This is a genomic window from Mesorhizobium sp. WSM3862, assembly GCF_002294985.1.
Lineage (GTDB): Bacteria > Pseudomonadota > Alphaproteobacteria > Rhizobiales > Rhizobiaceae > Mesorhizobium.
The window spans coordinates 215,256-233,650 of the sequence record NZ_NSGE01000003.1 but is presented as its reverse complement, the minus strand read 5'-3'; the positions used below and the strand labels follow the sequence as shown (position 1 = coordinate 233,650).

The following is an 18,395-nucleotide window of genomic DNA, read 5'->3' as shown; positions in this document are numbered from 1 at the left end:
GCACCGTTGAAAAGGGTGCCGGCAGCTCCCGCTAACGGCGGTTGAGCGCAAGCATCGGCTCCAGCGCTTGGCGGGTATGCGCTGGAGCCGTCTTGGTAGGAGTGAAGGAAATGCAAGACCCTCGCAACAGTGTCCTGGAAGCTCGTTGGCTTCTCGCCGTGCCCGCTTCGCTTGCCCTGACTGTGCTGCTGGCAGGGCTGTTGCTTTCCTGACCGCCGGCTGCCTGCCCTTCGGACCTCAGTCGGACGCTAATTGACTCGAAGCTGACTTTTATCAGGTGTATCCTCTTCCCGTTGTTGGGTATCGGGGGTAGAGGGTAAACGATGCGTGGAAGCGAGCATTATGCTGTCCCGCTCAGGACAGCGGTATACGGAATAGTCGAACCAGCCGAGGTCAGCATTCTTGCAAAGGCCGTGAGTGATTACTGCTCAAGTCACAATATTGGACGCGTGGATGAGCGCGAAAACGTCGCGATCAAAGTCATGTGCTTGTTCGGACGCGGTGTGACTGACGCTGACCAGCTACTGGCAGAGCTCGAAAGGGTAGGCTAGGGCAACCTGGCGCTACTGGGCGCGCCCGGCCGCCAAATCCTGTGTCACCATGATAGCGGTCGGGGCGCCTAGACGGCTTCATCATTTTGCGAAGTCTGTGCGCAACGGCGGCTCTTCGACGCCGAACTCGTGGACGCTGGCGTTTCTCTCGTCGACGACGCGAAACCAGCGCTGGTGGTCAGTTCGGGCAGAAATTTGGCCCCCGGTGACTGCTCTGACGGCGCTCAGCGCGTCGGCAGCACGGGTCACGTGTCTCGCGATGACAGTTTCACCGGCCATCTCTTCAACATGAAATTGTGGCATGCTCGGCTCCGTTTCTGGAGCAACCGTGCCCAGTCGGGAAGGTTCCAGCCAAGCTCACGAAAATGTGACAGCCTGGCTCGGCAGGCCGCGCAAGGCGGCTCAATGCCACCAGACGCCGCTCAGGATATTTCCCTCGTGGCTCTGATTGGAAAAAAGCCCGTCGCCGAGAGGCTTCGGGGGAACAGACGCCGGGCTGAACTGGCAGCAAGAGCGCCCGTTTCATTAGGAACTGCAAATATGCTGACCCGCGAAGCGGCCTGGGAAACTTCGGTTCGGACAGAGCGTTCCCGCGTGAAGGGGAGGTCCAAAGTTCCTGCGAGACCGGTATGTGCAACGATTACGAGCAGCACATTGCTTGGGCTGAATACTGCCGCATGATGGAGTCGCTCGCGTTGCAGATCTCCAGCCATCAGACGGAGCTCGATCTGCCGCAAGCTGACGACATCCGCATAAACGACCCGGCGCCAATAATGCGCGTTGCCGGCGATGCAATCGAGCTGGCCTCAATGACCTTCGGCTTCCCGCCGGCCGGTCCCAAAGGCGGGCCGGTTTTCAATTTCCGCTCCGAGGGCCGACAGTTTGGCAACAGCAAGCGCTGCCTGGTTCCGGCTTCCGCATTCTTCGAATCCACCGGAACGAAATATCCGAAAGCGAAACACCGCTTCACCCTCAACGGCGCGCCGTTCATGGCAATTGCCGGGCTTTGGCGCGAGGCGGTCGGCAACAAGCCGCCCAGCTTCACGATGCTGACGACAGATCCTAGTCCGGATGTGGCGCCGTATCACAACCGACAGGTAGTGGTTCTTGAGCCGGAGAACTGGTCCGCCTGGCTCAACCTGACAAAGCCGGAAGGTGAGCTCCTGCGGCCGCTTCCTGCCGGATCTCTCTCAGTTGAGACGGTCCGGCCAGAGAGACAGTGACCATTCTGGCTTTACAGCAATAGCCCACCAGCATCCCGATCAGACTGCTTGCGGCCAGCCCAACCTGCCTGTGGCGCCAGACCGGGCCAGCCTGAACTCGCGCTCTAGCCGCTGTGCGAATAGTCGAGCAGTCTGGTGGCGACGGGGGACTTGTGACGATGCTCCGAATTGGCGCGGTCGATCCCTTCAACGGTGATCGCGAACATCCCGTTTTCGATCCTTCCTATCCAGCCCTTCGCCTTGAGGTACCAGAGATGAAACTCCAGATGCTCGGTCGGGCAGCCTGACAGGCGTTCGAGTTCTTCGTCGCCTATGCCGGGATTGTGGACGTCCTGTCGGCGCTTTGCGGAAAGAAGTGACAGCACCTTCCCTTGAATGACGGAATCCCGCTCGACGGTCCTCGGGTCGGCAGCGGCGTCAGCCAACTCTCGGCGATCACTTACATTAATCCATGTATTGGATATCGTACTGGGCCCGCTTGAGCGGATCTTTGAGGGTGTTGTGCGCCTCTACGATCTCATTGAAGCGAGACTCATCGCCCGTGTCCCGATTGTCGGGATGGTAGCGCATGGCGAAATAGCGGAATATCCGTTCGACCGGCTCAGAGGTGGCCTTCGGGCTGATCTCCAAGAGCTCGTAGTAATCAGTGAACATTTCAGTGGTGTCCCCCAACTTTCACACCACACTCCCCCATGAGCAGAATCGCGCAACTTCAGAACGCAGGCAAGGCGCCCCCGGACCTATTTTGCGGAATAGTAAAAGAGGTTAGGACCCTCCTCAAGAACGCTCGCGGCGCCACAAGCGCTGGCGATTCGCAAGACGGATGGCCGAGCGATGGAGGGAAAAGTCAAAGCGGGATGTCTAAGCATCAGTTGTTGGTCGGCCGCTCGACGCGCCCAATATTAGCCTGAAAAAGCTATTGTCGCGACGCCACGTCAGGGCACGCCGCTCTGAGAGCCGCGCCCCGCATCTGGCCTTCGTGTGGGGGGCCTCTCGGGGCTAAAAGATTTCCACAGGCAATCTTGACGTTCGAGGAAAATGTTCCTTTTTTGTTCTCATGCCCGAGACCTATGGCCCGAAGCGGCGCGACTATCCGCTATCGAACCTGAACGACACCATGCGCCTGGTTCGGGTGCGGTGCGGCTATTGCAAGCGGCAGCACAATTATCATCCGTCGGATCTGATCCAGATTTTTGGTGATGTCGACGTCGACTCGCTCGCCTACCGCATGAAATGTGAGAACGGCGGCGACCACGGTATGCTTGATGTCGAAGCCTTCGTCCCGACCGGCCGCGAAGGCGTCGGCTTGCGCATCCGGCGCCTGGTGGCGATTAAGATCAACCGGGTGCCGGTTTGGAAGGAGGAAGGTCCGAAATGACGAACGACCAATTCGAACGCGCGCTTGAGGCTCTGCTCAAGGCCGAGCCCGGGCCAGTGTCGATCAAGGCCGGCGTAGCCGCGCTGCGCGCGATCGGCTCCGCGGAACCGATCGGCGACCTTCAATCTACGATCGGCACCTTCGCAGCCGAACGGGGCAGGGCGATACGTTTTGATCTCTGAAACTGGCGCTCGATCATCATCGGCTTGAGTTTCAGGTGGGATATCAGGTGGGAGACAAAATCGGGAGAAAGCTAACTAGTTGTTTTTTCTGGTCGGAGTGGCAGGATTTGAACCTGCGACCCCATCGTCCCGAACGATGTGCGCTACCAGACTGCGCTACACTCCGTGACCAGACGGCGGGCTTATAGCCGCCACTTTCCGATCCTGCAAGCGTCAATGGCTGCACTTGTGTCGCATTTCTCGGCTTTCACCCAGCTTGCCCGGATAGCATGCGATTTAGCCGTCGGATAAAGACCGGCTTAAAGGCTTTCGTGATAAGCCGCGCCCTTTACAGATCGGCATTCCGGCTCTCTGGAGTTTCGACCATTGACCTTCACGATTGTTGGCGAAGCCCGGCCCAACAGCTTCGAATTCGAGACCTCGGCGCTGATCACGGCGTCGGGCTTTCGCGAGTACGACGCGCGCTGGTGGGTCGGCCATCCCGGCTCGACCAAGGCGCCGGAGCTCAATTTGATCGGCGTCCAGGCGCTCGGCATGGGTCTGGGCACGCTGATCCGGCGCTTGGGCGTTGGGCCGGATATCGTCACCGGCCATGATTTCCGCTCCTATTCGCTGTCGATCAAGCTGGCGCTGGTCTCCGGCCTGATGGCAGGGGGCGCCCGGGTGAAGGATATCGGCCTGGCTTTGTCCCCCATGGCCTATTTCGCGCAGTTCGCGCTCGATACACCCTCGGTCGCCATGGTCACCGCCTCGCATAACGAGAATGGCTGGACCGGCGTCAAGATGGGGGCGGCGCGGCCGCTCACCTTCGGTCCGGAAGAGATGAGCGCGTTGAAGAAGATCGTGCTCGAAGCCGACTTCGACCTCCGCGGCGGCGGTGCCTACGAGTTCATCTCCGGTTTCCGGGAGCTCTATGTCGATGATCTTACCAAGGGCAAACACATCTCGAGAAAGCTCAAGGTCGTTTGTGCCTGCGGCAACGGCACGGCCGGCGCCTTCGCGCCGGAAGCGCTGGCGCGTGTCGGCTGCGAGGTGATCCCGCTCGACGTCGAGCTCGACCATGCCTTCCCGCGCTACAATCCCAATCCCGAGGACATGCAGATGCTGCGTGCCATCAGCGAGAAGGTGCTGGAGACGGGCGCAGATGTCGGACTGGGCTTCGATGGCGACGGCGACCGCTGCGGCGTCGTCGACAACGAGGGCAACGAGATCTTCGCCGACAAGGTCGGCCTCATGCTCGCGCGCGATACTTCATCGCTCCGTCCGGGCTCGGCCTTCGTCGTCGACGTCAAGTCGACGGGGCTCTTCGCCACCGATCATGTGCTCAAGGCGAACGGCGCCACAACTGACTATTGGAAGACCGGCCATTCCTACATCAAGCGCCGCGTTGCCGAGCTCGGTGCCGTCGCCGGCTTCGAGAAATCCGGGCATTTCTTCTTCAACCCGCCTATCGGCCGCGGCTATGACGACGGGCTGATCACTGCGATCGTCATCTGCCAGATGCTCGACCGCAATCCGCGGAGCTCGATGGCCGATCTCTGCCGCGCGTTGCCGCTGACCTACGGTACGCCGACCATGTCATCGCAATGCCCCGACGAGGTGAAGTACGGCGTGGTCGACCGCGTCGTGGCGGATTTTCAGACGATGCACCGCGAAGGTGCTGACTTTGCCGGCCAGAAGATCGTAACGCTCATCACCGTCAACGGTGTGCGCGTCGTTGCGGAGGACGGCACCTGGGGCCTTGTGCGCGCCTCCTCGAACAAGCCCGAGCTTGTCGTGGTGGTGGAGAGCCCGGTATCGTCCGAGCGGCGCCGGCAGATGTTCGAAGCCGTCGACGCCGTGCTGCGCCGCAGTCCCGAAGTCGGCGCCTACAACCAGACCTTCTAACAGGGCAGCCATGAGCCAGCGCATCGTCAGTTTCGTCATGAGCGGCGGCGTCGGCTCGCGGTTATGGCCCCTGTCGCGCGAGGACAATCCCAAGCAATTCCACGACCTTTCCGGCGACGGCTCGATGCTGGCCAAGACCTTGCGCCGGCTGGCCGCGCGGCCTGAAGGGCAGACGCCGATCTTTCTCATCGCATCGGAGCGCCATGCCGAGCGCGTCCATGCCGATCTTGCCGGCATTGATCTCGCCGGCGGCGGGCCGCTGTTCGAGCCCACCGGGCGCAACACCGCCGCTGCCGTGGCGCTTGCCAGCCTGCGCACCCTCTCCGAATTTGGCGACGAGCTTGTTCTCGTGGTGCCCTCCGACCACGAAATCTCCACCGCGCGCCAGTTCTGGCAGAGCGTTGAAGCGGGTGCTGCGGCGGCGAGAGCCGGTCGCCTGGTGGTGTTCGGGATCAAGCCGACGCAGCCCGAAACCGGCTATGGCTATATCGAGGTCGCGGCCGACCGCGACGGCGTGTTCGACGTCTCTCGCTTCGTCGAGAAGCCCGACCTCGCCACCGCGCGGGCTTATCTCGACGCCGGCAGTTTCTACTGGAATACCGGCATTTTCCTGTTTCGCGCCGGCGTCATGCGCGCTGCCTTCGCCGCGTTCGAGCCCAAGATCTGGCAGGCGACGGAAGCCGCGTATCACGCGGCGACCAACGATCTTTCCGGGCTTTACATGCCGCTGGAACTCTACTGGGCGATCCCGTCGACCTCGATCGACTACGCTGTCATGGAGCGGGCCAAGGACATCGCCATGGTGCCGGCCGGATTCCGCTGGAACGATCTCGGTTCGTGGCAGTCGCTGCTCGATGTCGGCCCGTCCGACAGCCACGGTAACGTCATCCTTGGCGATGTCCTGGCCATAGATTGCGAGAACTCCTACATCCGCGGCGACGGCCGGCTGCTGTCGGCCATCGGCATGAAGGACGTGGCGATCGTCTCGACGGCCGACGCCACCTTCGTGGCGCCGGTCAGCCACAGCCAGCACGTCAAGAAGATCGTCGAGCAGCTAGAGAAATCCGGTCGGCTGGAGACGAGGTTCACGCCGGCGCATGACCGCGTCATCGAGAGCGGCGCCTGGCGGCGCCGCGTTCGGCACTGGCTGTTCGAGGAGACGCTGCCGCTGTGGTCGACCGCCGGCGTCGATGAGCGCCATGGCGGCTTCCACGAGGCGCTGGGCTTCGACGCCGCGCCGTTGATGAAGCCAAAACGCATGCGCACCCAGGCGCGTCAGATCTATGCCTTCGCCGTCGCCAAGGAGCGCGGCTGGGACGGACCGGCGGATCGGCTGATCGCTCATGGCCTTGACTTCATGGCAGGCCGGGGCCGCACCGACAAAGGCGGCTGGGTGCGCACGCTCAATATCGACGGCTCGGTCGCCGATCCGGTCGAGGATGCCTACGACCATTCCTGCGTGCTGTTGGCGCTGGCGCACGCGCATATGTCGGGTCATCCCGATGCGTTGCGGCTCGCCGAGGAAACCTTTGCTTTCCTCGATGCTCATCTCGAGGACAGCCGCATGACAGGTTTCCTCGAAACCTCCGACGGCGAGGGCGAGCGTCGCTCCAACCCGCACATGCATCTGCTCGAAGCCTTTCTCGCTTGGCACAGAGCCACTGGCGAGCGCGTCTACCTGAGCCGCGCGGCGCGCGTCATAGATCTCTTCCGCAGTCATTTCTTCGATGCCGAAAGCTGGACGCTGGGCGAGTATTTCGACGACGGCTGGAAGCCCGTGGCGGGCGCGAAAGGAACATGGACCGAACCCGGCCACCATTTCGAATGGGCCTCGCTGCTCGTCGATTTCGCCGCCCGCAGCGGCCAGGCCGAACTCACCGGCTTCGCCCGCAAGCTCTATGCCTCGGCTGTCGCCAACGGCCTCAACCGCGCCACCGGCCTTGCCTATGGCGCCGTCTCGCGCCAGGGCCTTCCGCTCGACACGGTCTCGCGCAGCTGGCCGCAGGCCGAGGCGATCAAGGCTGCGATCGCGCTCGACGGCTCGGGTGGGCCGGACCTCAAACCGGAGATCGAGGCGCGCGTCGGCCACCTGTTCCGCTGGCACATCGACCCGGCGCCGGTCGGCCTCTGGATTGACCGCATCGACGAGCGCGGCCGGTCATTGGCGAGCGACGTGCCGGCCAGCATCTTCTACCATCTGGTTTGCGCGCTGACGCAGTATCTGGACGGAACGGCGGAGAAGGGGTGAGGGGGCAACTGGCGGCAACGCAGAAGCTGCCAATCTCTGCTGTCACTGCGGGCTTTTGGCCAATCGCCAAGTCAATACGGGCTCGCCACATCCCCCGTCTCGACATAGACCGCCTTCAGCTGCGAATAGTGCGCCAGCGCCGCGAGCGAGTTCTCGCGGCCGATGCCGGACTGCTTGACGCCGCCGAAGGGCATTTCCACCGGCGTCAGATTGTAGGCGTTGATCCAGCAGGTGCCTGCCTGCAACTCGGCGATCACCCGATGGGCGCGGGGCAGGTCGCGGGTGAAGACGCCCGCAGCGAGGCCGAATTCGGTATTGTTGGCGCGTTCGATCACCTCGTCCTCGCTATCGAATTTCAGCACGCTCATCACCGGTCCGAAGATTTCCTCGCACGCGATGCGCATGCCATCGGTCACGCCGGTGAACACGGTCGGTTCGATGAAGAAGCCACCTTCGAAGCCCTGCAGCGACGGCACGTTGCCGCCGCAGGCAAGCGTCGCACCCTCCTCTCTGCCGGCGGCGATGTAGGAAACAGCCTTTTCCTGCTGCGCCTTGTTGACCAACGGCCCCATCTGCGTTTCCGGATCGAGCGGATCGCCGATGCGGATTTTTTTGGTACGCTCGGTCAGCCGCTCGACGAAGCGGTCATGCAGGCCCTTCTGCACGAAGACGCGCGTGCCGTTGGAGCAGATCTGGCCGGTCGAATAGAAATTGCCGAGCATGGCGCCGCCGATGGCGTTTTCGAGATCGGCATCGTCGAAGACGATCAGCGGCGACTTGCCGCCGAGCTCCATCGTGGCGTGCTTCATTTTCGAACCGGCAAGCGACAGCACCTTGCGGCCGGTCGGCACCGAGCCGGTCACCGAGACCTTGGCCACGACATCATGGCCGACGAGGCCGGCGCCGACATCGCCATAGCCCTGCACGACGTTGAACAGCCCGTCGGGCAGGCCCGCCTCGCTGTAGATTTCGGCCAGCGCCAGTGCCGAGAGCGGCGTGTTCTCCGACGGCTTGAACACCATGGCGTTGCCCATGGCTAAAGCCGGCGCCGACTTCCAGCCGGCGATCTGGATCGGATAGTTCCAGGCGCCGATGCCGACGCACACACCAAGCGGCTCTCGTCTTGTGTAAGCAAACGGTCCGCCGAGCTCGATCATCTCGCCGTTGAAGGCCGCCACTGCGCCGGCGAAATATTCCAGGCAATCGGCGGCCGAAGGCGCGTCCGCCACCAGCGTCTCCTGGATCGCCTTGCCGGTGTCCAGCGTCTCGATGCGCGCCAGGTCGGCATTGCGGGCGCGCAGGATATCAGCGGCGCGGCGCAGGACGCGGCCGCGCTCGACCGGCTTCATCCGTGCCCAGGCCGGCTGCGCCGCGCGCGCGGCCTCGATCGCCAACTCCAGCACGTTCGGCGTCGCCGAATGCAGCGTGGCGATGGTCTCGCCCGTCGCCGGATAGATCACCGGCAGTGGCGCGCCGCCTTCGTCCTCGATGTAGCGGCCGTTGACGTAGTGCGATGCCGTTGGCTGGGCGCGCATGGTCTTCTCCGTTCGTAATCGCCGGGGCGGGGGAGGGCGCCCGCCGGATCATGCGCTATCTGTCTGCCACCTGCCAGCGCGGATTGATCCAGGGTTCCTGGTTGGATGGCGCGAGCGGCGTGCGGCCAAGGATGTGGTCGGACGCCTTCTCGCCGGTCATGATCGACGGCGCGTTCAGGTTGCCGTTGGTCACCCGCGGGAAGATCGAGGAGTCGGCAACGCGCAGCCCCTCGACGCCGATCACCCGGCATTCCGGATCGACGACGCTGGTCAGGTCGTCGGCGCGGCCCATCCTGCAGGTGCCGCAAGGGTGATAGGCGCTCTCGGCGTGATCGCGGATGAAGGCGTCGAGCTCGTCGTCGGTCCGCACATGGGCGCCCGGCGAAATCTCCTTGCCGCGGAAGCCGTCGAAGGCCTTCTGGCCAAAAATCTCGCGCGTCAGCCGGATGCAGTGGCGGAACTCGCTCCAGTCGTCGGGATGCGACATGTAGTTGAAGCGGATCACCGGTTTCGCTTTCGGATCGGGCGAGCGCAGGCTCACCGAGCCGCGCGACTTCGACCGCATCGGCCCGACATGCGCCTGGAAGCCATGCGACTTCGCCGCCGCCTTGCCGTCATAGCGCACCGCCGCTGGGATGAAGTGATACTGGATATCGGGGTAGTCGACACCGGCCTGCGAACGCACGAAGGCCGCCGCCTCGAAATGGTTGGTGGCGCCGAGGCCGGTCTTGAAGAACAGCCACTGCGCGCCGATCATTGCCTTGGAGAACGGGTTGAGCACCGAATTCAGCGTGATCGGTCTGGTCGCTTCCTGCTGGATATAAAGCTCCAGATGGTCCTGCAGATTGCGGCCGACGCCCTGCCGGTCGGCAATGACCTCTATGCCGTTTTCCTGCAGATGTGCGCCCGGACCGATGCCGGACAGCATAAGGATCTTCGGCGAATTGATCGACGACGCGGCCACAATCACCTCACGTCGCGCCTTAACGACCTGAATCTGTTTGTGAGCTTCGATCTCGACGCCGACGGCGCGTTGATTCTCGATCACCACGCGTCGCGCGAAACCCTTAAGCAGGCTAACATTTTTTCGTTTGAGAGCCGGCTTCAGATAGGCGTTGGCCGCGGACCAGCGGCGGCCGCGCCAGATGGTCTGCTCCATCGGCCCGAAGCCTTCCTGCTTCGATCCGTTGTAGTCGTCGGTGAGCTCGAAGCCGGCCTGCCGGCCCGCCTCGAGGAAGGCGCCGTAGAGCGGGTTCTTGCGCGTGCCGCGCTGCACATGCAGCGGGCCGCCGTGACCGCGCCAGCCGTCCTCGCCGCCGTCGGAATCCTCCATGCGCTTGAAATAGGGAAGCACATCGGCGAAGCCCCATCCGGCAGCACCCTGTTCGGCCCAATGGTCGAAGTCGCGCGCATGGCCGCGAACATAGACCATGCCGTTGATGGAGGACGAACCGCCGATCACCTTGCCGCGCGGGGTGGCGAGCACACGGCCGCCGAGATGCGGCTCCGGCTCGCTGGCGAAGCCCCAGTCGTAAAGGCTCATGTTGAGCGGGATCGACAGCGCCGACGGCATCTGGATCAGCGGCCCCATATCGGTGCCGCCGAACTCGATGACGATCACCGAATGCTTGCCGTCTTCCGACAGCCGGTAGGCCATGGCCGAGCCGGCGGAGCCGGATCCGATGATGACGAAATCCGCTTCAAGCATTGTTCATATGCGCCATAAAGTCGGCGAGCGAGACATTGCCGCCGGTAGCCACCACAAGGACGGTTTTGCCCGCCACATCCACCTTGCCGCCGAGCAGCGCGGCAAGCGCGGCCGCGCCCGAAGGCTCCAGCACCAGCTTCAGCCGCTCGAAGGCGATCTTCATTGCACCCCGCACCGCGGCATCCTCGACGGTGACGCCGCGAACGCCGGCAGCACTCACCGCCGCGAAGGGCGCCTCGCCTGGCTTGCGCGCCATCAGCCCGTCGCAGATCGATCTCGGTCCGATCGGCATCGTCTCGATGGCGCCATGCGCCAGCGACGAGCCCATGCCGTTGAAGCCTTCCGGCTCGACGGCGATGATCTCGGTTTTCGGCGACAGATAATGGAAGGCGAGCGACACGCCGCCGATCAGCCCGCCGCCGCCAACCGAGCAGAACACCAGGTCGGCGTGGGCCTTCTTCGCCGCCAATTGGTCGAGCGCTTCCAGCCCGGCCCCTGCCTGGCCGGCGACGATCTCGGGATCGTCGAAGGGATGCAGCAAGGTGAGCTGCTCGGTCTCGGCGATCTCGCGCGCCTTGGCGGCGGCGACTTCCTCGCGGGCACGCTCGCCATGATCGGTCAGCACCACGCGCGCGCCATAGCCGGCGGTCGCGTCGCGCTTGGCGGCAGGCGCGTCGATCGGCATGACGATGGTGACGGGAATGCCGAGCGCCTGGCCGGCAGCCGCAAGCCCTTGCGCGAAATTGCCGGAGGAATAGGCGACCACGCCCTTCCTCGCTTCGTCCGGTGACAGCCGCTTAAGGCGCCAATAGGCGCCGCGCACCTTGAAGGACCCCGCCCATTGCAGCGATTCCGGCTTGACGAACACCCGCGCGGCGCCGGCTTCCCTCGCAAGTGCGGCCGACTCCAACAGCGGCGTGACTTGCGTCGCCGTCGAGGTCACCGCATAGGCCTGCTTCAGGCGGTCGAGGGTGGGAACCAGAACGTCTGCCATCATTCGCCTCGCGGATATCGTTTGCTCTCTTCAAGGTTGTCGAGATTCATGTGATTGCGCATGTAGCGCTCCGAGGCTTTCTGCAGCGGCTGGAAATCCCAGGGGTAATAGGCGCCGTTGCGCAGCGCCGGGTAGACGACCCAGCGGCGTGCCTGGCTTTCGCGCACCGCGGCATCGAACGCGGCCATGTCCCAGCGCGCCCGGACCTTTTCCATGAACGCCGCCACCAGGGCAGCGTTCGCCGGCTCGTCAGCGAGGTTGTTCCGTTCGAGCGGGTCGGTCTCCAGGTCGAACAGCTGCGGCGCGTCGAGCTCGCAATGGACGAATTTGTATTTGCCGTCGCGGATCGCGGCCAGCGGCGCATAGGAGCCTTCGGCGGCATATTCCATGAGAACGGGTGCGGTGCGCGGCTTGCCGCCGAGCAGCGGCAGCAGCGACTGGCCGTCGGTCCACGGCGCGATTGCAGCGATATCAATGCCGGCGAGGTCACAGAGCGTCGGCGTGACGTCGAGATTGGAGACGGGCGCCTCGATGAGGCCGGCTGGCACGCCGTTGCCGGCGATCATCAGCGGCACGCGCGCCGAGCCCTCGAGGAAGCTCATTTTGAACCACAGGCCGCGCTCGCCCAGCATGTCGCCGTGATCCGAGCAGAACAGGATGATGGTGTCGTCAAGCATGCGAGTGCGCTTGAGGACGTCCAGAAGCTCGCCGAGCTTATCGTCGACATAGGAAATGTTGGCGAAATAGCCGCGCCGGGAACGGCGCACCTGCTCGGACGTGATCTCGAAGGACTGATAGTCGCTTGCCCGGTAAAGGCGCTGCGAATGCGTGTCCTGTTCGTCATGCGGGATGAACGGCGTTTCGGGATCGAGCGTCTGGCAGTTCTCGTAAAGATCCCAGTACTGCCTGCGCGCGACATAGGGATCGTGCGGGTGCGATAGCGAAACGGTGAGACACCAGGGCCGATGTCCCGCATCGTCCTGCTCGCGCGAAAGCTGGTACAGCTTTTGCTCGGCCAGAAACACCACCTCGTCGTCATACTCCATCTGGTTGGTGGTCTCGGCAACGCCGGCGCCGGTGACCGAGCCTAGATTGTGATACCACCAGTCGATGCGCTCGCCGGGCTTGCGGTAATCCGGCGTCCAGCCGAAATCGGCCGGATAGATATCGGTGGTCAGCCGCTCCTCGAAGCCGTGCAACTGGTCCGGTCCAACGAAATGCATCTTGCCGGACAGGCAGGTGTAATAGCCGGCGGAGCGCAGATGATGCGCGAAGGTCGGGATCGAGGAGGAGAATTCGGCGGCGTTGTCATAGACCCCGGTGCGCGACGGCAGCTGGCCGCTCATGAACGAGGCCCGGCCGGGCGCGCAAAGCGGCGAGGCGGTGTAGTTGTTGGCGAAACGCGCCGAGCGGGCGGCGAGCGCCTTGAGATGCGGCACGTGCAGGAAATCCGCCGGGCCGTCGGGGAAGAGCGTGCCGTTGAGCTGATCGACCATGACGATCAGGAAATTGGGTCGTTCGGTGGTCAAGGCAGGCTCCGTCCGCTGAGCTTGGTTTCGAGATAATCTTCGACGAGCGCGATCGCTGTCTGCGCACCGGGCACGCCGTCCTTCAGCGCGCGCCGGATGTAGAGTCCGTCGATCAGCGCCGCCGTCGCTTCCGCAGCGCGGTCCGCTTCGGCCCTCGGCAGAATGCCGGTCAGCCCGCTCATCAGGTTGGAATTGAGCCGCCGCGCATAGATGCGAAGCAGCCGCCGCAACTCGGTCGATTTCTGCGCCTCGACATAGAAGGCGAGCCAGGCCGCGATGATCTCCGGCTGGAACTGCTCGTCGGAGAAACTGACCGCAACAACGGCCGAGACGCGCTGGCGCGGTGTCGCGGCGACGCGAAGCGCTCGTCTTGTATCGATGTTGAGCTCGGCAAGGATGTGCCGCATCGTGGCGAAGAGCAGCTCGTCCTTGGCACCGAAATAGTGATGGGCGAGCGCCGACGACACGCCGGCGCGGCCGGCGATCTCCGACATGGTGACGTCCAGCGAACCGCGCTCGCCGATTGCCGAGATCGTCGCGTCGATCAGCGCCTTGCGGCGCAGCGGTTCCATTCCGATTTTCGGCATGCGAGGGGTCCGGTTCGAAGCGAGATTATTTTTTATTGACGCATCAATCAATAAAAAATTGGCATCGGATCAATCGATCGTATCGCTCTGGCCCCATCCCTTCGGCTGGAAAACGGTTCACTTTTGAACAATATTGAATGTCATGCCGCGACCGGACGTGCTAGGCTGCGCGGCAGATGGAGGCTGTCATGACCGCATGCATCGTCGGCTGGGCGCATTCGCGTTTCGGCAAGCTCGAAGGCGAGACGCTGGAGGGCTTGATCACCAAGGTCGCCGTGGACGCGCTCGATCATGCCGGCATCGGCCCTGACGATGTCGACGAGATCGTGCTCGGCCATTTCAACGCCGGCTTCTCACCGCAGGATTTCACCGCGAGCCTGGTGCTGCAGGCCGACGACCGGCTGCGCTTCAAGCCGGCGACGCGCGTGGAGAATGCCTGCGCCACCGGTTCGGCTGCGGTGAGACAAGGCGTCCGCGCCATCGATTCCAACGCCGCCCGCGTCGTGTTGGTGGTCGGCGCCGAGCAGATGACCACCACACCTGGGCCCGAGATCGGCAAGAACCTGCTGAAAGCCTCCTACCTGCCCGAGGATGGCGAAACGCCGGCCGGCTTTGCCGGCGTCTTCGGCAAGATCGCGCAGGCCTATTTTCAGCGCTATGGCGACCAGTCGGATGCGCTCGCCATGATTGCCGCCAAGAACCACAAAAACGGCGTCGACAATCCCTATGCCCAAATGCGCAAGGATTTCGGCTACGAGTTCTGCCGTCAGGAAAGTGAGAAGAACCCCTTCGTCGCCGGTCCGCTGAAGCGCACCGACTGCTCGCTGGTCTCGGATGGCGCCGCCGCGCTCGTGCTCACCGACACCGCGACGGCGCTGAAGATGCGCCGCGCCGTGACCTTCCGCGCCAATGAGCACGTCCAGGATTTCCTGCCGATGTCGAAGCGCGACATCCTTTCCTTCGAGGGCTGCGAGCGGGCTTGGGGCCAGGCGCTGAAGAAGGCCGGCGTCACGCTTGACGACCTCTCCTTCGTCGAGACGCATGACTGCTTCACCATCGCCGAGCTTATCGAATACGAGGCGATGGGCCTGGCGGAGCCCGGCGAGGGCGCGAAGCTCGCCCTGGAGGGCGTCACGGCCAAGGACGGCCGGCTGCCGGTCAACCCGTCCGGCGGGCTGAAGGCCAAGGGCCATCCGATCGGAGCTACCGGCGTCTCCATGCATGTGCTCACCGCCATGCAGCTGACCGGCGAGGCCGGCGGCATTCAGGTGCCTGGGGCAAAACTCGGCGGCATCTTCAACATGGGCGGTGCTGCGGTGGCCAACTACGTTTCCATCCTCGATCGGATCAGGTAGAAGCGGCCCGCATTGAAGCGGCGCCCGGCGCGCGCGTGCGGGAGGCAGCATGGCAAATCCGGTTCTGGTCGAAGTCACGCGGGGCGCGGTGGTCGAAAGCGCTCATCGCGGCGCGGTTTCTGTCTTCGACGCCGACGGCAAGCCTGTCTGGGAGATCGGCGATACGGCGCGACCGGTGTTTCCGCGCTCGGCGGTGAAGGCGATCCAGGCGCTGCCGCTGCTCGAATCCGGTGCTGCCGACGCCTACGGCTTCGGCGATCGCGAATTGGCGCTGGCCTGCGCCTCGCACTCAGGCGAGCCGGCGCATGTCGAACTGGCGCAAGCAATGCTCGCCAAGGCCGGTCTCGACAAGACGGCGCTCGAATGCGGCGCGCACTGGCCGTCGAGCCACGTTGCGACGATCGCGCTGGCGCGCACCGGCAGCGCGCCCAACCCGCTCCACAACAATTGCTCCGGCAAGCATGCCGGTTTCCTCTGTACCTGCGTGCATTCCGGCATTGCCCATGGCGGCTACGTCAAGGCCGGCCATGCGCTGCAGGAGATGGTGCGCGACGCGATGCAATCGGTAACCGGCGCCGCGCATGATGTCGACCATTGCGGCACCGACGGCTGCTCGATCCCGACGTATGCCGTGCCGCTGAAGAGCTTTGCGCTGGGCTTTGCGCGTATGGCGACGGGCAGGGGCTTTGCGCCCGAACGCGCCAAGGCGGCGAAGCGCCTGCTCTCGGCCTGCATGGCCGAACCGTTCCTGGTGGCCGGCACCGGTAAGGCGGACCTCGCGCTGATGCGGGCCGCGCCCGGCCGCATCTTCGTCAAGACCGGCGCCGAGGGCGTCTATTGCGCGGCCTTGCCCGAGCTTGGTCTCGGCATCGCCTTGAAATGCGATGACGGCGCCAGCCGCGCCTCCGAGGTGATGATCGCCGCCGTGCTGGCCAAGCTGCTGCGCAGCGACGAAGCGCTCGCGGCAAAGCTTGCCGAACTCGCCCATCCGCCGGTTGAAAGCCGTATCGGCGCCAAGGTGGGCTTGCTGCGGCCGACGGCGGCGCTGGCCTAACTGACCTTGTTCCGCTCGACAGTCAGATGCGCGTAGCCGGTAAAGGTTGATCTTGCCAGATCGCCCGTCACCGGATTGGCCCAGCGCTGGCCGATGATGGCGCCGTTCTGCGCGGCGTCGATGATATTGTCCGAAATGACAGCGCTGCCGGAACCCTCGACGACGCTGACGACGATGCCCGTGCCGGACTTGCGGATGATGTTGCCCGTTGCAACCACATTGCGCAGATAAGGTCCCCAGCCGAGCTGCATGCCGTAGAGTGGCGCGTTCTCCACGACATTGCCGCAGACGGAGGTTTCGGCCTCGGCGCTGATGCCGACGCCGAAGCCCGGCGGGTCGGCGGTGTAGGGGCCGACGGTCGAGAGGTTGCGAACGATATTGTTCGAGCACACGGCCATGCGGCCGCCTTCGTTGAAGTTTACGATCGAGATGCCGTTGGCGGCACCGTCGACCAGATTGTTGCTGAGGATCGCACCCTCGAAGGAGAATTCCGAATAAATCCCCGTCTCGCCCGAGCGCGAGCAGGTGTTGCCGGTGATCTGCAGATTGCTGGAGCTGTTGGCGCGGATCGCCGAGAAGGCGCAGTCCGACACGACGTTGGCGGAGATAATGACATTGCCGGCGCGGAAGACGTTGATACCGTTGCCGTTCTGGCCGGTGCCGCCGCTCCTCGCGCCGATGCGCTGAACGCGGTTGCCGCTGACAATGGTGCCGTCCTCCGCCTGCTGCCAGCGATGCACCAGAATGCCGCCATTGGCGCAATCTGAGACGGTATTGCCCGAGATCTCCAGCCCGCCGGCCTCGACCGAATAGATGCCGGCGTCTGCCGCGCCCGAAACATCGCAGCGCCCGATGCGGCCTGAAACATGTTCCAGCGCCAGCCCGTTCTTGCCGCTGCCTGTGACCTGGCAATTGTCGATGGCGAGATGCGCGACGCGGCGCAGATCGAGCAGCCCTTGCGTATAGTCGGCCAGCCAGCGGTTGCTGCCGTCCAGCACCAGCCCGCTGAGCTCGATATGTTCGGCCTGGTCGGCCATCATCAGGTGGCCGTTGCCGCCATAGACGATGCGGGTCGCGCCCGGGACGCCCGAAAGGCGCACGCGGGCAGGCAGCTTCAGGTTGGAGACAAGATAGGTCCCGGGCGGCAGAAACACCGGCGCATCGCGGTCGCTGGCGTCGCCGAGCATCTTGGCGAAGGCCTTGCTCTGGTCGTCCAGCGCGCCCGGCTGCAAGCCGATTTCGATTGCATTGATCGAGCCGCGCATCGTGGCCTTCTCGATGCCGGGCAGCATCTTCGCCGATGCCTTGCCGGCAAAGAGGCCGGCAGCGGCGAGGCCGGTGGTGCGGGCAAGCAGCGTTCGTCTGTTCAACATCGGCACAGGTCCTGGCGTTTCAACCGCTCCGTCGCAGGAATCGTGCCAAGGCCAGCTCGCAGGCAAACCGCTTGTGCAGTTGCCTGACCAAGCTTAAGTTCATGTTATGAGTAGAGCTTTCACCCGCGAGGAAGACAGCGAAAACGCCATTGCCGGTGTCGGCGAACGGCCGATCAGTCCGCACCGCAATTTGGTAACGGAGCGGGGACTCGCGATGATCGAAGAGAATCTCTCCGAATTGCGAGATCAAATGGCCAAGGCCGAAAGACGCGGCGATCGCGAGCGCCTCGCAATAGTGTCCCGCGACCTGCGCTACTGGACCGCGCGGCGCGAGAGCGCGGAGCTTTCGGTGCCGGAGTCCGGCAGCAATGTGGTCCGCTTCGGCATGGGCGTCACATTGGAAAACGGCGACGGCAAGAAGGTCCATTGGCGCATCGTCGGCGAGGACGAGGCCAACCCGTCGAAAGGCAGCATCTCCCACGTCTCGCCGATGGCGATGGCCCTGTTCGGCAAGAAGGTCGGCGAGGTCGTTGCCGTCAACGGCAAGGAGTGGGAGATCGTCAAGCTGTCGGACAAGGCCGAGAACTAGACCTTGAGCTTGACTGTACAGTCGCGGAAAAACGCCGCGGCTCCGATCTCATTTCACCTGCCGCGACATCCATCACGAATTCGTAGATCATGCCGTTATCAGCTGTAAGGTGGTAGCCGTTGATGTAGCACCGGCAGCGACCATCGCCGTACGCTTGTTCCCGTCCACAAAGGCACGGTTCCTGGCGATGCCGAAGATGTAG

The 18,395-nt window shown here is 63.9% G+C and carries 18 protein-coding genes and 1 tRNA gene; 8 read left to right on the top strand and 11 right to left on the bottom strand.

The genetic code is table 11. The features are described 5' to 3' along the window. Positions 1-632: 632 nt before the first annotated feature. Positions 633-854 carry a hypothetical protein gene (locus tag CK224_RS09560; RefSeq protein WP_141245797.1) on the bottom strand — a complete coding sequence of 74 codons (222 nt, stop codon included), beginning with the start codon at positions 852-854 and terminating at the stop codon, positions 633-635. 326 nt (positions 855-1,180) lie between these two features. Here CK224_RS09560 and CK224_RS09555 point away from each other — a divergent pair, with 326 nt between their 5' ends. Then, positions 1,181-1,774, top strand: coding sequence for an SOS response-associated peptidase (locus tag CK224_RS09555; protein ID WP_095781579.1), 594 nt, complete (start codon positions 1,181-1,183; stop codon positions 1,772-1,774). Between the two features lie 104 nt (positions 1,775-1,878). Here the strand turns inward: CK224_RS09555 and CK224_RS31915 are convergent, their stop codons facing one another. Together CK224_RS31915 and CK224_RS31910 are read right to left on the bottom strand one after the other, a co-directional pair. Continuing rightward, positions 1,879-2,199 (bottom strand): hypothetical protein, encoded by a 321-nt coding sequence (locus tag CK224_RS31915; protein WP_245425846.1) that lies wholly within the window; start codon positions 2,197-2,199, stop codon positions 1,879-1,881. Between the two features lie 19 nt (positions 2,200-2,218). Continuing rightward, complete coding sequence (locus CK224_RS31910) at positions 2,219-2,428, bottom strand: DnaJ domain-containing protein (protein ID WP_245425844.1); 210 nt, start codon at positions 2,426-2,428, stop codon at positions 2,219-2,221. A gap of 403 nt (positions 2,429-2,831) precedes the next feature. Between CK224_RS31910 and CK224_RS09545 the strand changes: the two genes are divergently transcribed. Then, the gene (locus tag CK224_RS09545; RefSeq protein ID WP_095781578.1) at positions 2,832-3,152 is read left to right on the top strand and encodes a hypothetical protein; all 321 of its coding nucleotides are present in this window, start codon (positions 2,832-2,834) and stop codon (positions 3,150-3,152) included. Beyond that, positions 3,149-3,334: a hypothetical protein gene (locus tag CK224_RS09540; RefSeq protein ID WP_095781577.1), complete on the top strand. Its 186-nt coding sequence runs from the start codon at positions 3,149-3,151 to the stop codon at positions 3,332-3,334. The genes CK224_RS09545 and CK224_RS09540 overlap by 4 nt, the downstream gene beginning before the upstream one ends. A gap of 89 nt (positions 3,335-3,423) precedes the next feature. Here the strand turns inward: CK224_RS09540 and CK224_RS09535 are convergent. After that, positions 3,424-3,500 (bottom strand) — tRNA-Pro (locus tag CK224_RS09535). 200 nt (positions 3,501-3,700) lie between these two features. On the opposite strand from CK224_RS09535, the gene CK224_RS09530 reads away from it, so the two are divergent. After that, entirely contained in the window at positions 3,701-5,221 is a 1,521-nt protein-coding gene (locus CK224_RS09530; RefSeq protein WP_095781576.1) for a phosphomannomutase/phosphoglucomutase, read from the top strand. Between the two features lie 10 nt (positions 5,222-5,231). After that, positions 5,232-7,469 (top strand): AGE family epimerase/isomerase, encoded by a 2,238-nt coding sequence (locus CK224_RS09525; protein WP_066997730.1) that lies wholly within the window; start codon positions 5,232-5,234, stop codon positions 7,467-7,469. A gap of 71 nt (positions 7,470-7,540) precedes the next feature. Here CK224_RS09525 and betB read toward each other — a convergent pair whose 3' ends face one another. From betB to betI, 5 genes are read right to left on the bottom strand one after another with little or no spacing between them, the layout of a single operon-like run. Continuing rightward, positions 7,541-9,004, bottom strand: coding sequence for a betaine-aldehyde dehydrogenase (gene betB, locus CK224_RS09520; protein ID WP_095781575.1), 1,464 nt, complete (start codon positions 9,002-9,004; stop codon positions 7,541-7,543). Between the two features lie 55 nt (positions 9,005-9,059). Next, the gene (gene betA, locus CK224_RS09515; protein ID WP_066997725.1) at positions 9,060-10,712 is read right to left on the bottom strand and encodes a choline dehydrogenase; all 1,653 of its coding nucleotides are present in this window, start codon (positions 10,710-10,712) and stop codon (positions 9,060-9,062) included. Further along, the gene (locus tag CK224_RS09510) at positions 10,705-11,709 is read right to left on the bottom strand and encodes a pyridoxal-phosphate dependent enzyme (protein ID WP_176477893.1); all 1,005 of its coding nucleotides are present in this window, start codon (positions 11,707-11,709) and stop codon (positions 10,705-10,707) included. The genes betA and CK224_RS09510 overlap by 8 nt, the downstream gene beginning before the upstream one ends. Next, the gene (gene betC / locus CK224_RS09505) at positions 11,706-13,235 is read right to left on the bottom strand and encodes a choline-sulfatase (protein WP_095781574.1); all 1,530 of its coding nucleotides are present in this window, start codon (positions 13,233-13,235) and stop codon (positions 11,706-11,708) included. The genes CK224_RS09510 and betC overlap by 4 nt, the downstream gene beginning before the upstream one ends. After that, the gene (betI, locus tag CK224_RS09500) at positions 13,232-13,822 is read right to left on the bottom strand and encodes a transcriptional regulator BetI (protein ID WP_066997716.1); all 591 of its coding nucleotides are present in this window, start codon (positions 13,820-13,822) and stop codon (positions 13,232-13,234) included. Before betI ends, betC begins: the two co-directional genes overlap by 4 nt. A 188-nt stretch (positions 13,823-14,010) precedes the next feature. On the opposite strand from betI, the gene CK224_RS09495 reads away from it, so the two are divergent. After that, positions 14,011-15,177 carry an acetyl-CoA acetyltransferase gene (locus CK224_RS09495; protein WP_095781573.1) on the top strand — a complete coding sequence of 389 codons (1,167 nt, stop codon included), beginning with the start codon at positions 14,011-14,013 and terminating at the stop codon, positions 15,175-15,177. Between the two features lie 49 nt (positions 15,178-15,226). Next, the gene (locus tag CK224_RS09490; protein ID WP_066997713.1) at positions 15,227-16,231 is read left to right on the top strand and encodes an asparaginase; all 1,005 of its coding nucleotides are present in this window, start codon (positions 15,227-15,229) and stop codon (positions 16,229-16,231) included. Here the strand turns inward: CK224_RS09490 and CK224_RS09485 are convergent. After that, complete coding sequence (locus CK224_RS09485; RefSeq protein WP_095781572.1) at positions 16,228-17,604, bottom strand: TIGR03808 family TAT-translocated repetitive protein; 1,377 nt, start codon at positions 17,602-17,604, stop codon at positions 16,228-16,230. The genes CK224_RS09490 and CK224_RS09485 overlap by 4 nt on opposite strands. Before the next feature lie 106 nt (positions 17,605-17,710). On the opposite strand from CK224_RS09485, the gene greA reads away from it, so the two are divergent. Then, positions 17,711-18,193: a transcription elongation factor GreA gene (gene greA, locus CK224_RS09480; protein WP_066997710.1), complete on the top strand. Its 483-nt coding sequence runs from the start codon at positions 17,711-17,713 to the stop codon at positions 18,191-18,193. Between the two features lie 87 nt (positions 18,194-18,280). On the opposite strand, the gene CK224_RS32485 is transcribed toward greA, so the two are convergent. Then, positions 18,281-18,382 carry a hypothetical protein gene (locus tag CK224_RS32485; protein ID WP_348628384.1) on the bottom strand — a complete coding sequence of 34 codons (102 nt, stop codon included), beginning with the start codon at positions 18,380-18,382 and terminating at the stop codon, positions 18,281-18,283. Positions 18,383-18,395 lie beyond the last annotated feature (13 nt).